The sequence below is a fragment of the Asticcacaulis aquihabitans genome, from assembly GCF_032490435.1.
GTDB lineage: Bacteria > Pseudomonadota > Alphaproteobacteria > Caulobacterales > Caulobacteraceae > Asticcacaulis.
Genome location: NZ_JAVGWM010000004.1, coordinates 670466 through 683783, shown reverse-complemented (window position 1 = coordinate 683783; position 13318 = coordinate 670466). Strand labels below are relative to the sequence as shown.

General features: G+C 60.6%; 15 protein-coding genes. 6 read left to right on the top strand and 9 right to left on the bottom strand.

What is annotated here, in order from left to right; genetic code table 11:
- Window positions 1-3: 3 nt before the first annotated feature.
- Entirely contained in the window at window positions 4-603 is a 600-nt protein-coding gene (locus RCJ00_RS17500; protein ID WP_316223554.1) for an SOS response-associated peptidase, read from the top strand.
- Between the two features lie 2 nt (window positions 604-605).
- Here the strand turns inward: RCJ00_RS17500 and RCJ00_RS17495 are convergent, their stop codons facing one another.
- The 3 genes from RCJ00_RS17495 to RCJ00_RS17485 all read right to left on the bottom strand — a co-directional run bounded on the left by RCJ00_RS17495 (window position 606) and on the right by RCJ00_RS17485 (window position 3768).
- On the bottom strand, window positions 606-2396 hold the full coding sequence (locus RCJ00_RS17495) for a chloride channel protein (RefSeq protein ID WP_316223553.1): 1791 nt from the start codon (window positions 2394-2396) through the stop codon (window positions 606-608).
- A gap of 73 nt (window positions 2397-2469) precedes the next feature.
- Window positions 2470-3174, bottom strand: coding sequence for a YoaK family protein (locus RCJ00_RS17490; protein WP_316223552.1), 705 nt, complete (start codon window positions 3172-3174; stop codon window positions 2470-2472).
- A 21-nt stretch (window positions 3175-3195) separates the two neighbouring features.
- Window positions 3196-3768: a TetR/AcrR family transcriptional regulator gene (locus RCJ00_RS17485; RefSeq protein ID WP_316223551.1), complete on the bottom strand. Its 573-nt coding sequence runs from the start codon at window positions 3766-3768 to the stop codon at window positions 3196-3198.
- A 157-nt stretch (window positions 3769-3925) separates the two neighbouring features.
- Between RCJ00_RS17485 and RCJ00_RS17480 the strand changes: the two genes are divergently transcribed.
- Window positions 3926-4645, top strand: coding sequence for an SDR family oxidoreductase (locus RCJ00_RS17480; RefSeq protein ID WP_316223550.1), 720 nt, complete (start codon window positions 3926-3928; stop codon window positions 4643-4645).
- Between the two features lie 60 nt (window positions 4646-4705).
- Here the strand turns inward: RCJ00_RS17480 and RCJ00_RS17475 are convergent, their stop codons facing one another.
- Together RCJ00_RS17475 and RCJ00_RS17470 are read right to left on the bottom strand one after the other, a co-directional pair.
- Window positions 4706-5464 carry a metallophosphoesterase gene (locus RCJ00_RS17475; protein ID WP_316223548.1) on the bottom strand — a complete coding sequence of 253 codons (759 nt, stop codon included), beginning with the start codon at window positions 5462-5464 and terminating at the stop codon, window positions 4706-4708.
- A gap of 52 nt (window positions 5465-5516) precedes the next feature.
- A complete protein-coding gene (locus tag RCJ00_RS17470) occupies window positions 5517-6446 on the bottom strand; it encodes an NAD-dependent epimerase/dehydratase family protein (protein WP_316223547.1) in 930 nt (309 codons plus the stop codon).
- 122 nt (window positions 6447-6568) lie between these two features.
- Between RCJ00_RS17470 and RCJ00_RS17465 the strand changes: the two genes are divergently transcribed.
- From RCJ00_RS17465 to RCJ00_RS17455, 3 genes are all read left to right on the top strand, one after another.
- Window positions 6569-7435 carry a LysR family transcriptional regulator gene (locus RCJ00_RS17465; RefSeq protein WP_316223546.1) on the top strand — a complete coding sequence of 289 codons (867 nt, stop codon included), beginning with the start codon at window positions 6569-6571 and terminating at the stop codon, window positions 7433-7435.
- Window positions 7436-7549: 114 nt separating this feature from the next.
- On the top strand, window positions 7550-9133 hold the full coding sequence (locus RCJ00_RS17460) for an MFS transporter (RefSeq protein ID WP_316223545.1): 1584 nt from the start codon (window positions 7550-7552) through the stop codon (window positions 9131-9133).
- 119 nt (window positions 9134-9252) lie between these two features.
- On the top strand, window positions 9253-10281 hold the full coding sequence (locus RCJ00_RS17455; protein WP_316223544.1) for an adenosine deaminase: 1029 nt from the start codon (window positions 9253-9255) through the stop codon (window positions 10279-10281).
- Here the strand turns inward: RCJ00_RS17455 and RCJ00_RS17450 are convergent.
- From RCJ00_RS17450 to RCJ00_RS17435, 4 genes are all read right to left on the bottom strand, one after another.
- Window positions 10243-10896 carry a hypothetical protein gene (locus RCJ00_RS17450; protein ID WP_316223543.1) on the bottom strand — a complete coding sequence of 218 codons (654 nt, stop codon included), beginning with the start codon at window positions 10894-10896 and terminating at the stop codon, window positions 10243-10245. The two genes, RCJ00_RS17455 and RCJ00_RS17450, sit on opposite strands and share 39 nt — an antisense overlap.
- The gene (locus RCJ00_RS17445) at window positions 10886-11497 is read right to left on the bottom strand and encodes a DUF1287 domain-containing protein (protein ID WP_316223542.1); all 612 of its coding nucleotides are present in this window, start codon (window positions 11495-11497) and stop codon (window positions 10886-10888) included. Before RCJ00_RS17445 ends, RCJ00_RS17450 begins: the two co-directional genes overlap by 11 nt.
- Before the next feature lie 8 nt (window positions 11498-11505).
- A complete protein-coding gene (locus RCJ00_RS17440; protein ID WP_023459728.1) occupies window positions 11506-11631 on the bottom strand; it encodes an entericidin A/B family lipoprotein in 126 nt (41 codons plus the stop codon).
- Between the two features lie 163 nt (window positions 11632-11794).
- Window positions 11795-11935, bottom strand: a complete 141-nt coding sequence (locus RCJ00_RS17435; protein WP_316223540.1) for an entericidin — start codon at window positions 11933-11935, stop codon at window positions 11795-11797.
- Window positions 11936-12130: 195 nt separating this feature from the next.
- Here RCJ00_RS17435 and RCJ00_RS17430 point away from each other — a divergent pair, with 195 nt between their 5' ends.
- Window positions 12131-13303 (top strand): TIGR03862 family flavoprotein, encoded by a 1173-nt coding sequence (locus tag RCJ00_RS17430; RefSeq protein ID WP_316223539.1) that lies wholly within the window; start codon window positions 12131-12133, stop codon window positions 13301-13303.
- The last annotated feature ends 15 nt before the right edge of the window (window positions 13304-13318 follow it).

Genomic DNA, 13318 nt, shown 5'->3' with positions numbered 1-13318 from the left:
GCCATGTGCGGCCATTTCGAAGCCCTGCTCTATCTCAGCTTCCTTAAGAATACGCTGGGAATGACCGCCCTCCCCGATGACATGGACAGCAGCGAAACCGCCCGCATCGCGCCGACGGTCGGCGCGCCCATCGTGGTCCAGAATCCTGAAACCTGGGAGTTGGAAATTATTCCCGCCCGGTTCGGTCTCATTCCGCACTGGTACAGGGGGGCGCTGAAGGATTGGAAAGGCACCACCTTCAACGCCCGCCTCGACACCATCGCGCAAAAGCCGGCTTTCAAGGGTCCGTGGCTTTACCGTCACGCATTGGTGCCCGCGCATTGTTTCTATGAATGGTCCGGCCCCAAAACCGCGCGGGAAAAGTGGCGCATCGCCCGCGGCGATAACCAGCCCCTGGCCTTCGCCGGCGTATGGGATTGCGCCAGCCTGGCCGAAGGTGACATATGGAGCTTCGCCATTATTACCCGGGACGCCGGCGACGACATGCGCGCTATCCACGACCGCGAACCGGTGGTCCTGCATCCCGAACAATGGGAGGATTGGCTACGTAACCGGCCGGTGGACCTGACCCGGTCTGCACCGTTGCAGGTCATGGCGGCGTAAAGCTACATCTCGCCGAAAAATTCCCGCTGAGACCGTTCCAGTTCTTCGACGTAGCGCCTGTTGACGTATTTTTCCGTCAATAGGCCCAGAAGCTTGTGATTTTCATCGACCACGGCCAGGTCGTCGACACCGAAATGTTCAAACACCCGCATGATGGCGGAAATATCCATATCCGGGCGGACATAGACCTCGCTTTGACGGGCCAGGGCGCTGAGCGGTGTCACCATATCCTGAGTCTCGATCCATGCCTCGGCCGTCGGCACTATGCCCCGATATTCACCGTCATTCCCAACCAGGAGCACACGGGACGTCGCGCCCAGGGGTACCTGTTCGCGCAGGGCAGCGATGCTGATATTCTCGTTGAGGATGGTATGGGTCTTACGCATCAGATTGGCGGCGGTCAGGGATTTGACCCAGCCGATATCGCGGGCATTGCGCACGGTTTCGCCACGCAGGTGCAAACGCCAGGTCGAAAAGGAATAGCCGAACCGTTCGCGGATAATCGCGCTGGAACACAGGGCCGCCATGACGACGGCAGCGGTCAGGTTGAAGTCGTGGGTGACTTCGAGCACCATGAGCGACATGGTCATCGGTCCGCCGACAACCGCAACGGCGAGCGCCGCCATGCCGACCAGGGACGCGTTGAGAATGTCCAGATTGGCAGGCGGATAGACCTGGTTGACGATCTGGGCGAAAACCGAACCGAGCAATGAGCCCAGGAACAGCGACGCGAAGAACAAACCGCCGCGAAAGCCGAAGGCCAGGGATATGACCGAAGCGCAGAGCTTGAGCGCGAATACGATCAAAAGGGTAACAACCAGAGCCTGCTGGGCCATGTAGAGGTGCATGGCGCCATGACCGGAACTCAGAGCCTGCGGGGCGGCCCACGCCACCGGTATGAGGAAGAAACCGCCGAGAAGCGGCCGCCAGACATCGCCAACCGGGAGTTTGCGCACGATCGCCTCGACGCTGGCCACCAGACGGATGATTCCGATACCGACGCCCGCGCAGATCGCCCCCAGAAGAGCGTAAAGAAGGTAGCCGGCAATCTCGATCGTCTGTCCAGCCGTCGATGCGATGACGAACGGCTCGATGTTCATCAGTTGCGCCGCAAGCACTGCCATCAGCGACGCTGCCGCGACAGGCGCCAGGGTCGCCGGCGTATAGCCGCCCAGCACCAGCTCAAAGGCGTAGAAGCTGCCGGCCAGGGGCGCGCCGAACGCCGCGCCGATGGCGGACCCAGCCCCCGCGCCGACCAGGGTACGCAGCGATTGCCGTTTAAGGTCCAGCCACTGACCGACCTTCGAGGCAAAGCCGCCGCCTAACTGGGCATAGGCCGCCTCAAGCCCGACGGAGGCGCCGAACCCATTCGAAAGGAAGGTCTGGAAGGACACCATCAGGCTGTCACGCAAGGGGATGCGGCCGCCATAGAGGGCATTGGCTTCGACCACATCGATAGGCGCGCGGGTTCTGCGCGGAAAGATTATTCGGACGGCGCCCAGCACCGCACCGCCGATCGGCAGGGCGACCAGATGCCAGGGCTCGATTTTCGGCAGGGCGCTAAGACGCAGATCAGGCGAAAATCCGTACAGCAGGGCTTGAAGCGCATGGGCGAAATGCCCAAGCAGCGCCGCCATGATCCCGGACACCAACCCGACGCCCGATGCCAGGACAATGAACCAGACCTCGGACCCTTGCAGGTAGCGCTTGATCATGGCAACGCCGCGCAATACCGGACGCTTTACGACTTTTCCCAGGATGACATCGCCCAGTTGAGCGTTCGGCAATTGCATGACGGCTCCGGATTCTGCCCCAAGCTTAGGCGCAGACTACCGGCTTGTGAAGGAAATTCGCCGTCCGGACGCGTTATTCGTCCCGTCCAAAAATGCCGCGCAGGCTCAGATTCCATGGCAGGCACAGCGCTAATGCCAGGGTCAGGCATCCGATGGGCAACCAGACAGCGCCATGCCCCCATTTTTCGGTCGCAGCTGCCCCAATCAACGCCCCACCAATGAAGCAGACAACAAGGATCGCAAAGAACATGGCTTCCCTGGCGGCCCTGCGTCCCTCCTTAAAGACCAGAGCGGAAATCGCACTTTCAGCAAAGCGGCGCAGATTGGAGCTAGTGGTCACCGAGGTGTAGGCAAATTCGGCGATACGCGTGAACGCTGTCGCCTGAAGGGCCGCGACAAAGGCGATCCCGGCAACGACCAGCATGTCCGGAACGGAGCGCGGTAGAAAGGCTACAACAACAAGAAAAGCAATTTCGGCGGACAGGGCCGCCCGCGCCGTAGCCTTGAACCAGCCGCTTTCATTGCGCTTCAACAGATGCGCGACGCCGACACCCAGAACATAGGCGATGACCGGCGCGAAGAAAGGGAGGACTTCGCCCAGCTCACCCTTGGCAAGATGGACGGTCAGTATGACGATGTTGCCAGTCATGGCATTGGCGAATACACCGCCATAACCAACATAGGTAAAGGCATCCAGCATGCCGGCGGCGGTGATCAGGAGGGCCGCGACTGGCAAGGTGCGTTCAGGGCGGTCTTCGGTTAGCCAGTGTGCAGACATCGGCCTATTGTGTCGAAACCATCAGGCGTCCGCAAGCAGGATATGCAAGGCCTTTTTGGCCACATCGAACACGGTGAGATCACGCTGCATCTGGGCTGTGAGCGCCGTGCCCTGGAACAACAGGTTGATCTGGCGCCCCGTCTCTTCCGGATGCTTGACGCCCGCCTTCCGGCACAGGTCGATGAACTTGTTTTCCACGTATAGAGAGGCACCCTTGCCGCGTGCGGCAATGCCTTCGTGTTTACCGATATATTCCTGGCCGGCCTTCATGGCCAGGCAGCCCTGATAATCCTTTTGCGCCATTAGGTCGCGGCGCACGTCGAATACCGCCTCTATCTGGCGGCGCGGATCGTCGCTGAGCGCCGTAGCCGGCGCGAAAAGCTGCGTTTCCGTATCGCAGCTATATTGATCGAGCACGGCTTCGATCAGGTCTTCCTTGCTGGGAAAGTACTTGTAAAGCGTGCGCTTCGAAATGCCGGTATCGGCCATGACCGTGTCGATGCCCGTCGCATGGAAGCCGCCGTCATAGAAACGCCGATAGGCCTGATCGATGATGTCCTGCCGCTTGTTCGGCGCGGTGCGCGTGTCAGCCATAATGTCCCTCATCGCATCGTATCGAATGTCTTAAATCGGAAAAATTCCTAGCACAGGCGCTTGACAATGTAAACCGATCTGTTTACCTACGGCGATGTAAACCGATCTGTTTACACGAACGCGCCGCCACTATCGACGGCTATCAAGGAGCCACACCATGTCCTATGCCAATCAAACCGTTCTCGTTTCCGGCGCCAATCGCGGTATCGGTGCCGCGACCGTCCGTGAACTGCTGAAAACCGATGTAAAGAAGATCTATGCCGGCGCGCGCCGCATAGACACCCTGCCCGATTTCGGCGATGCGCGTGTCGTGCCGCTGCAACTCGACATAACCGATCAGGCATCGGTCGATGCCGCCGTAAAGGCCGCCGCCGACACCGACATTCTGCTGAACAATGCCGGCACGGCCGTGTTCGCCAACTTCATCGAAAGCCCGGTCGAGCTGATCGCCGGTGATATGAATGTCAACTATTACGGCACCTTACGCATCATCCGCGCCTTTACACCGGCCTTCACAGCCCGCGGGTCGGGAACGATCGCCAACGTCATCAGCGTGGTCGGCCTGACCTCCGCCCCCGGATTGGCCGGGTATTCGGCGTCGAAGGCGGCGTTGCAATCCCTGACGCAAACCCTGCGCGCCACATTGAAGGGGTCGGGAATACAGGTACTCGGCATATATCCGGGGCCGATCGACACCGACCTGGCCAAGGATATTCCGATGGACAAGACCTCTCCGGAACATTGCGCCAGCGAAATCGTCAAGGGCATTGCCGCGGGACACACCTATATCTTCCCCGATCCGGTTGCCCTGCACATCGGTCAGTTGTGGGCCAGTGACGGCAAGACCCTCGACACGGCCCTGGCTGGCGAAGGCTAAGCCCGGTCCAATAGATGGTGACAAAAAAGGCGGGACCCACATCCCGCCTTTCAACATGGCTCAGAAAAAGACGGGTGGCGGCCGGGTGATATGGTCCATGTTTCGGCTGACCTGGAGCAGGTTTCGCGACTCGCCGTGCAACCGCATCGCCGTCAGGACGCCGGTATAGTAGACGCCGGTATCGATGCCGATGCGCCAACGGGCATTGACGGGCTCACGGTGCGGCGAATGCCCATGGACCACGACATATTCGCACGACTGTTCTGCCCGCAGGAACCGTCCGCGAATATACATGAAGATTTCGCTGTCCTGCCCGGCCAAGGGCCGGTCCGGGTCCACGCCGGCGTGAACGAACAGATAGTCATCCGCCTGAAACGATGTCGGCATTTGCTGCAACATGGCCAGATGTGCCGGATCGAAGGCGGCGGCAAAGTCGCGGCTAACCTGCGACCAGATATCCTCCGACCCAGCCATAAAGGGCATGGCGACGCCATAGGAGTCGAGCGTGGCCGCCCCGCCCCAGTCACGCCAGGTTTCACCAAACTCCGGCTCTTCGAGAAAGCGCAGCAAAGCGTCTTCGTGATTGCCCATGAGGGCGATCAAGTCGCACCACTCCGCCGACTGCAAAAGCCGGACCCGCTCCAACACCTGTCGGGACGATGGCCCGCGATCGACATAATCCCCAAGCAGGACGATGCGCGGACGTTCACCCAATGCTTTGGCGTCCGCACGGATACGATCAAGCATGGCTTCGAACAGGTCGTCATAGCCATGGATGTCGCCGATGGCGTAGGTCAGTTGCGAAATCCGGGAGGTCATGCCGCCTATATAGACGCCTGATCTGACAATTCAAATCACACGCGGTAAAAAATCACAGCAAGGTCTTCATCGCTTGGTCGAGGGGGGTGCGCGGCACCGGGCCGATAAGCTGGGCGAGGCTTTTCTGCGCCCTCTCCCCGCAATCCACCAAACCATGCGGCACGTCCCACAGGTAAAGCATTTCCAGGGCCGCCTTCATGAACGGGCTGAACAGGGCGATAAGCGAGAACATGAACCGCGGCATGTGCTTAACCGTGACCTTGCGCCCCAGGGCCAGCCCCGCCGCCTCGGCGAGGTCGTTGGCCGAGGCGTTGTGGTTCTCGAAATGAAAGACCTCATAGGCGCCGAGCGAGGCTTCGATTTCGGCCAGCCGCACCACGACTGCCGCCAGGTCGGGCAAGTACGCCCAGGCATGCAGCGTCTCTTTCTTTCCCGGGGTAACGATCTTGCCCTGCCCCAGGTCTTTGGCCACCAACGCGTTCATCCAGCTTTGCGACGCCCCGGCACCAAAGAAATCGCCGGCCCGGACCAGGATGGTGCGCAAACGGCCCGTTTCGGCGCGCCGCCGGAACAGGTCTTCGATAGAGACGCGAATACGGCCTTTCAGGGTATCGGGCGCGAAGGGCGTCTGGGGTGTCAGGGCGCGCGGCATGCGGCTGCCAAAATTATAAACGCTGCCGGGGTAGATCTGGCGGGCATTCAACGCTTCGCAGATATCGGCCGCCGCCGTGTAGGTCGGCAGGGCCTGAGTGTCCCACACCGGATACGGCACGTTGAGACCGTTGAAGACCAGATCGACATGACCCGCCTCACGGGCGACCGCCGCCGCATCGAACAGATCGGCATATACAGGGACGATCCCATCGGCCACCGCCTTACCCGCGCGCACCAGGCCAAGGACCCGCCACCCGGCACCGAGAAAGGCCTTCGTCACTGCCTTGCCGACGCCGCCATTGGCGCCCAGAACCAGAACCGTTTTCATCTTGCCATCTCCATTTATTGACGAGACGACCTTATTCCAATTGATTACGCATATAAATTGCCGTAATTTTGATTCTAAGTATTCATATTTGAATAGATGGAGGTTGCCTGTTGGACTGGACATTGCTACGTTCCTTCCTCGCCACGGTCGATCATGGGTCGCTATCGGCCGCTGCCACCGCCATAGGCACGACGCAGCCGACCCTGAGCCGACATGTCCGCGAGTTGGAGTCGGTCGTCGGCACACCCCTATTTCGTCGCTCGGTCAAGGGGCTTGAGCCCACCGAAGCGGCCCTCGCCCTGGTCGATGATGCCCGCCTGATGGGACAGGCGGCCGAGGCTTTGGCCCTGAAAGCGCAGGGTAAGGGGGAAACCCTGCGCGGCACGGTGCGCATCACGGCCTCGGTCGTTGTGTCCAATCTTATCCTGCCGCCAATTATCGCGGACCTGCGCCAAGCGGAACCGCTGATACAGATTGAGATGGTCGCGTCCGATGCCGCGCAAAATCTGTTGCGCCGGGATGCCGATATTGCCTTGCGTATGTTCGATCCGACCCAGAACGCGTTGATTGCACGCAAGCTGGGCGACACCTCGCTCGGGCTATATGCCGCTACCGACTATCTGAACCACCGCGGCCGACCACAGGTGCTGACCGATCTTTTGACGCATGATGTCATAGGTTTCGATCGCGCCGACGATATCATCAAAGGCTATGCCGCCCACGGCTTCGCGGTGACCCGAAACCAATTCCCGGTCCGAACCGACGATCAGATGGTGTGCTGGCATCTCCTGCTGGCCGGCGCCGGCATAGGCTTCGCGCAGGACCTACTGGCCGGGGAACGCCCGCAACTGGAACGGCTCGATCTCGGCATGCGGCTGCCAGCCCTGCCCGTCTGGCTGGTCATGCACGAAGAGGTGCGCAGCAATGCCCGCATCCGTCGGGTCGCCGACTTTCTGACGACTGCGCTGACAGCGCGCCTGAAATCCTGACAGGTAGAAACATCGCTACGTGCCAATAATACCGCAACAAGGCAACTATCTGAATTTAAAGCTTTATTTTTGTTATTTTTGGCGTATCCCTAGACGGAGAGATGGGGAGCGAACATGGACGCGAAGGTATTTCTGGACAGGCGCGGAGTTTGGGCTTTTGGGCTGGGCTGCATATGCGTCACCATCGGCGTCCTGCTGCACCTGCCGATGTTCTGGATGGGCAAGGATATGGGCTTTGCTCTCGCCGGCATGCCAATGGACAACGGCATGCTGTTTGGGATGTTCCTGATCGTCGCCGGCATATTCATCTCTGCCTACGGCCTGCTGCCAAAGGGGGTGGGTGAGCAGGTCAGGTCCGCCACCCGCATCGCCGTCGCCGCGCCAGAGGACGCGAAACTCGGTCCCGCCCACGCCTTGCTGATGGTCGTGCTCGTTGTCGCCCTCATTATCGATGTCATGAAACCGGCCAGCCTCGGCTTTGTCATGCCGGGACTGATCAAGGAATACGGCGTGACCAAGGCCCAGGCCTCGTTGGTGCCCTTCTTCGCCCTGATCGGCACGGTCTGCGGCTCGATCCTGTGGGGCATTATCGCCGACATCTACGGCCGCAAGGCCTCGATCCTGCTGTCGGCCGTGGTGTTTGTCGGCACCTCGATCTGTGGCGCTATGCCCAGCTTGTTGTGGAACGAAATCATGTGCTTCCTGATGGGGGCCGGGGCGGGGGGCATGCTGCCCGTCACCTACGCCCTGCTGGCTGAAACCATGCCATCGCGCCATCGCGGCTGGGCACTGGTCCTTGTCGGCGGACTCGGCGCCGTCGGCGGCTATTTCGCCGCATCCGGCTTTTCCTACCTGCTCGTCCCGACCTTTAGCTGGCGCATATTGTGGCTGATAAACCTGCCGACCGGCCTGATCCTTATCCTGATGGGTGGCCTCATTCCTGAATCGGCCAAATTCCTGCTGTCGCGCGGACGCAATGACGAGGCCCAGCGGATCATGGCGCGCTTCGGGACGGTCAGTCACAAGCTGGCCGAAAACGAAGAGGACACGGACGATACGTTCGCCCATCACCATGCGCGTCATGATGGCCGCGAACCGAAACTGTGGACGCCGGGCCTGATTGGCAAGACGGCCGCCCTGACCATAGCGGCCCAGGCCTGGGGCCTGATCAATTTCGGCCTGCTGCTGTGGCTGCCCAACGACCTGGTCGCCAAGGGCTATTCGATGGCGGTGTCATCGAAACTGCTGGCCGAATCAGCGCTGATCGCCTTCCCGACCGTTTTCGTCTGCACGTGGATCTACAGCCAGTGGAGCACCAAATGGGCCTTTACCACCATGGTGACGATCACACTGGCCGGGCTGATCTGGGTGCTGCTGCTGGAAAGTAATGTCGGCGGCAGCCCGGTCCTGCCCATTGCCCTGCTGATCATCGGCTCCAACGGCATTCTGGCGATTCTCCTGCCCTATGCCTCGGAAAGCTATCCGCTGAAAATCCGCGGGCGAGCGACGGGTTGGGTCGCCGCCTGCACCAAGGGCGGCGGCGTCTTGGCGCAAACCCTGAGCATCACCGCCCTGGTACCGCCGCTCGGTATCGCCGCCGGAATGATCATCGTGCCGATCCTACTGACGCTCGGTCTCTTCATCCGCTATGGCACCGAAACGCGCGGGCTGGATCTGCGCGATCTGGAAAAACATTAAGGGTGCTCGGAGGCCGCGCACGCTGAAGGCTGCGCTTAGGTGCCGACATTAAAGTGCCTTGGCGGGCTTGCCAAACCGGGGCATTTGATCCGACTATAGGCACAAGAGGATCCTCCCCCATGCCAGATACACATGCCATTTCCGCGCTCGACGCCTTCGTCGCCCGCCTGCCCAAGGCCGAACTACACCTGCATATCGAAGGCTCGCTGGAGCCCGAGCTGATGTTCGAGCTGGCGCAGCGCAATGGCATCACCCTGCCCTATGCTAAGGTCGAAGACCTGCGCGCCGCCTATGATTTCTCCAATCTTCAGGACTTCCTCGATATCTATTATCAGGGCGCGGACGTCCTGCGCACCGAAGCGGATTTCTACGATCTGGCCATGGCCTACTTCCGCCGTGCCGCCGCCGACCACGTCCGCCACGCCGAAATCTTCTTCGATCCCCAGACCCACACCGATCGCGGCGTGCCCTATGCCTATGTCATCGACGGGCTGAGCCGCGCTGCAACGGACGCCAAAACCCTCGGCCTCAGCGTCCTGCTGATCCATAGTTTCCTGCGCCACCTGTCCGAAGAGGCGGCTTTCGAAAGCCTGGCCATGGCCGAGCCCTATCTCGACCGACTGACCGGCGTCGGCCTGGACAGTTCCGAAGTCGGCCATCCGCCGGCGAAATTCGCCCGCGTCTTCGCCCGGGCGCGTGAGCTGGGCCTGAAACTATGCGCCCATGCCGGCGAGGAAGGCCCGCCGGAATATATCTATGAAGCGCTGGACGTTTTGCACATCGACCGCATAGACCACGGCAACCGCTCACTGGAAGACCCGGCCCTGGTGGCCCGCATCGCCGCCGAAGGCCTGACCTTGACGGTGTGTCCGTTATCCAATCACAAGCTGTGCGTTGTTACCGACCTCAACGATCATCCCATTCCTGACATGTTGCGACAAGGACTGCACGCAACGATCAATTCGGATGATCCGGCCTATTTCGGCGGCTATGTGAACGATAATTTCCGTGCCCTGACACGGCGCGGCCTGATCAGCCGCGGCGACTGCCTGACCTTGGCGCGCAACAGCATTACCGGCGCGTTCGCCAGTAATGAACGCAAGGCCGAGCTACTCGCGGAAATAGAGCGCTTTGCGGCGGAAAACTGAATAGCCGGCGTCTCGTTCGGACACGGCGGCAACTTCAGACAAACCAGCCGAAAAGGCCGTTGCTGGCCGACTCTGCGAAGACTTTGACCGCGAAGCCATGTTGCGAGGCGGCACTGGCTTTCCGTTCAAAGCCTTACCGAATTCAGCGCTCAGGCTGACCACGACCAACCCACCGATCAACAGACACAGGGCCAGGCGCAGGCTGCCCACATCGTGACTGGGCAAATTCAGAGCGCAGAAGATAACAAAACTCACCAGGAAGGCGGCGATGGAAAACTGCGTGTCGCGACCATTGCTGATGCGTCGCGCCAGCATAGATGTAAACAGATACAGGCTTTGCAGATAGATATGGACGCCTATGACATAGGCTGTGGCGACATAGGTTTTCCAGCCATACAGCAGCCTGTCGCCGTTCATGAAGGCGTCGGTCATGAAACGAGCATCGTCCAATCCCGCCCGCCAGGTCTCCCGTACACCCGCGACGAAGGCATTGAGACTGACATAACTATCATCATGGACAGGCAGCAGGAACCGGACGGCCAGCAAGCACAGCATGGCCAGATGCCATTCCACCAGGCGCTCAACACCCCAAATGACGAAACGCCTAAACGGCATAACGGTAATGCCCGGTCAGCTCGGCGCCCAGCATGAAAAGGCTGTCTTCTTCCTTAGGTCCCCACCCGATATTGTGAATGATCAAAGGACGCCGCCGGTCTAAAAGGGCCATGCGGTCGCTGACCACGGCGATATGCGGCATCTTACCCATGATGCGATAGGTGACCAGATCACCCGCCGCGTAATCGCCTGGCTCTGTCGTCACCGGCAAGGTCCGGCCGAACCGCGACAGGAAGACGCGCAAATTGGGCACGCGGCGATGATCGATATTACTGTCCGGCTGTTTGAGCCCCCAGGTGCGCGGATACAGAGCGAAATGGGCGGCCATGTCTTCGTGGACTTGCTGCTGCAGGTCTATGCCGATGGCGCGATAGGCGCGAATGACCACATCGGTGCACACGCCCTTGTCGGGGGCGACATCCCCCATAGGGTAAGGGATGCGCGTATAGGCGCTGTCATAGGTGACGGCGCTATGCGTCTGCGCGTGCGCCGCCGCCAAAAACACATCACGCCGGGAGGGCGCCGCGCGGACAGGGTTAACCTTAGCCGGTCCGGTCAGGACAACGGCAGAAAGCCCCGTCAAAAGCGCGCGGCGGTTCACTATACGTCTTAGTGCGTGGTGTTTTCCAGGCCGCGACCGACAGCGGTGATATCCTTGCCGACGCCCTGGATGGTATGGCACCCGGCCAAAAGCGGCGCCAGGGCGAGAAGGGAAACAATAACGATGCGCTTCATGATAATAGTCCTCAGATATCAGGTGTTACGAGCGTGACTCGCAATTGCGGCGATTTTACGGGAATTGAACGCCGCATGCAAACCGTTGCGAAGCACACTCAATAAACAACCCATGGCGCACCTACGCCATGGGCTGAAGATAGATTTGCGATCGCTTCGCGTCTTACTGCTTGGCGGCGCTTTCCATGCCCTTGCCAACGGCGGTAACGTCCTTACCAGCGCCTTGAACGGTGTGGCAGGCGGCGAGGATCGGCAGGAGAGCGATAACGGAAATCATAGCAATGCGCTTCATCGGGCTTGTCATGGGTCTGTCCCTTTTTTCTCAGATTGCGTGGGCAAGATCGCCACGTGAGTCGCAAGATCACACTTCCGGCATAAGGATTCGATGATTGGTGATGTCGGATATAATCATGGCGGCATCGGCCAAGATTGGCATTGCCGACCATTCCGCGCTATGAGCGCACCCTAGCCCTCTCCAACCGCGTCTCCTTCCCGTAAAATGTCCTTGCCCCATACAGTTCCAGACACGGTCGTAGTCATTGGCGCCGGCCCCGCCGGCCTCATGGCGGCCGAAACGCTCAGTGCCGCCGGCATCAAGGTGGTCATTTACGACCGCATGCCGTCGGTGGCACGCAAATTCCTGATGGCCGGACGGGGCGGCTTGAACCTGACGCATTCCGAGCCTTTCGAACGCTTCGTTACCCGATATGGCAAGCGAGCGCAGGTCTTGCGCCCGGTACTGGAGGCCTTCGACGCCAGGGCTTTGTGTGCCTGGGCCGATGGCCTGGGCGCCGAGACCTTTGTCGGCTCAAGCGGGCGTGTATTCCCGAAGGCGATGAAGGCTTCGCCCCTGTTGCGTGCCTGGCTGAAACGGCTGGAAGGCCAGGGCGTTACCCTGCATACCCGTCATGACTGGCGCGGCTGGGACGGCAATGCGCTTCTGTTCAACGACGATATCCGTATCATCCCGAAAGCCACGATTCTGGCGCTTGGCGGCGCAAGCTGGCCCCGGCTTGGCGGTGATGGAAGCTGGGTCGGCGCTCTGTCTGCAAAGGGCGTTGAGATCGTGCCGTTCCAGCCGGCCAATGTCGGTTTCCAGACGGCCTGGAGCGCCCTGTTCGCCGACCGCTTCGCCGGCGAGCCGCTTAAGAACATAGCCGTCCAATTCGCCGGCCGCACAGTCAAGGGTGAACTCATGCTGACGCGCGGCGGGGTCGAAGGCGGCGCGATCTATGCCTTATCCGCTGCCCTACGTGACGCGATCACCAAGACCGGTTACGCCGATCTGGTCGTGGACCTGCGTCCGGATCTCGACGCCGGACAGGTGGTGAACAAGCTCAAGCGCGCATCGCCAAAAGACGGCCAGTCGAACCGCCTGCGTAAGGCGCTCAATCTCGGCCCGGCCGCTATCGCTCTGGTGCATGAAGTCAAGGCGGACGACATCAAGGCGGTGAGCGTGCGCCTGACCGGTGCACAAGGGCTTGATCGTGCAATTTCATCGGCCGGCGGCATTAGCTTCAACGCCCTGACAGAGGACTTTGAATTGAAGGCTTTGCCCAGCGTCTACGCGATTGGCGAAATGCTCGACTGGGAGGCCCCGACCGGCGGTTATCTGCTCCAGGCCTGCTTTGCCACAGGGGTCGCGGCGGCGAAAGCCATAGGTCGCAAATAGCCCGTGCGTCATCGT

Coding starts and splice junctions, on each gene's coding strand:
- RCJ00_RS17500 (WP_316223554.1), top strand. CDS start 4: ATGTGCGGCCATTTCGAAGCCCTGCTCTATCTCAGCTTCCTTAAGAAT.
- RCJ00_RS17495 (WP_316223553.1), bottom strand. CDS start 2,396: ATGCAATTGCCGAACGCTCAACTGGGCGATGTCATCCTGGGAAAAGTC.
- RCJ00_RS17490 (WP_316223552.1), bottom strand. CDS start 3,174: ATGTCTGCACACTGGCTAACCGAAGACCGCCCTGAACGCACCTTGCCA.
- RCJ00_RS17485 (WP_316223551.1), bottom strand. CDS start 3,768: ATGGCTGACACGCGCACCGCGCCGAACAAGCGGCAGGACATCATCGAT.
- RCJ00_RS17480 (WP_316223550.1), top strand. CDS start 3,926: ATGTCCTATGCCAATCAAACCGTTCTCGTTTCCGGCGCCAATCGCGGT.
- RCJ00_RS17475 (WP_316223548.1), bottom strand. CDS start 5,464: ATGACCTCCCGGATTTCGCAACTGACCTACGCCATCGGCGACATCCAT.
- RCJ00_RS17470 (WP_316223547.1), bottom strand. CDS start 6,446: ATGAAAACGGTTCTGGTTCTGGGCGCCAATGGCGGCGTCGGCAAGGCA.
- RCJ00_RS17460 (WP_316223545.1), top strand. CDS start 7,550: ATGGACGCGAAGGTATTTCTGGACAGGCGCGGAGTTTGGGCTTTTGGG.
- RCJ00_RS17455 (WP_316223544.1), top strand. CDS start 9,253: ATGCCAGATACACATGCCATTTCCGCGCTCGACGCCTTCGTCGCCCGC.
- RCJ00_RS17450 (WP_316223543.1), bottom strand. CDS start 10,896: ATGCCGTTTAGGCGTTTCGTCATTTGGGGTGTTGAGCGCCTGGTGGAA.
- RCJ00_RS17440 (WP_023459728.1), bottom strand. CDS start 11,631: ATGAAGCGCATCGTTATTGTTTCCCTTCTCGCCCTGGCGCCGCTTTTG.
- RCJ00_RS17435 (WP_316223540.1), bottom strand. CDS start 11,935: ATGACAAGCCCGATGAAGCGCATTGCTATGATTTCCGTTATCGCTCTC.
- RCJ00_RS17430 (WP_316223539.1), top strand. CDS start 12,131: ATGTCCTTGCCCCATACAGTTCCAGACACGGTCGTAGTCATTGGCGCC.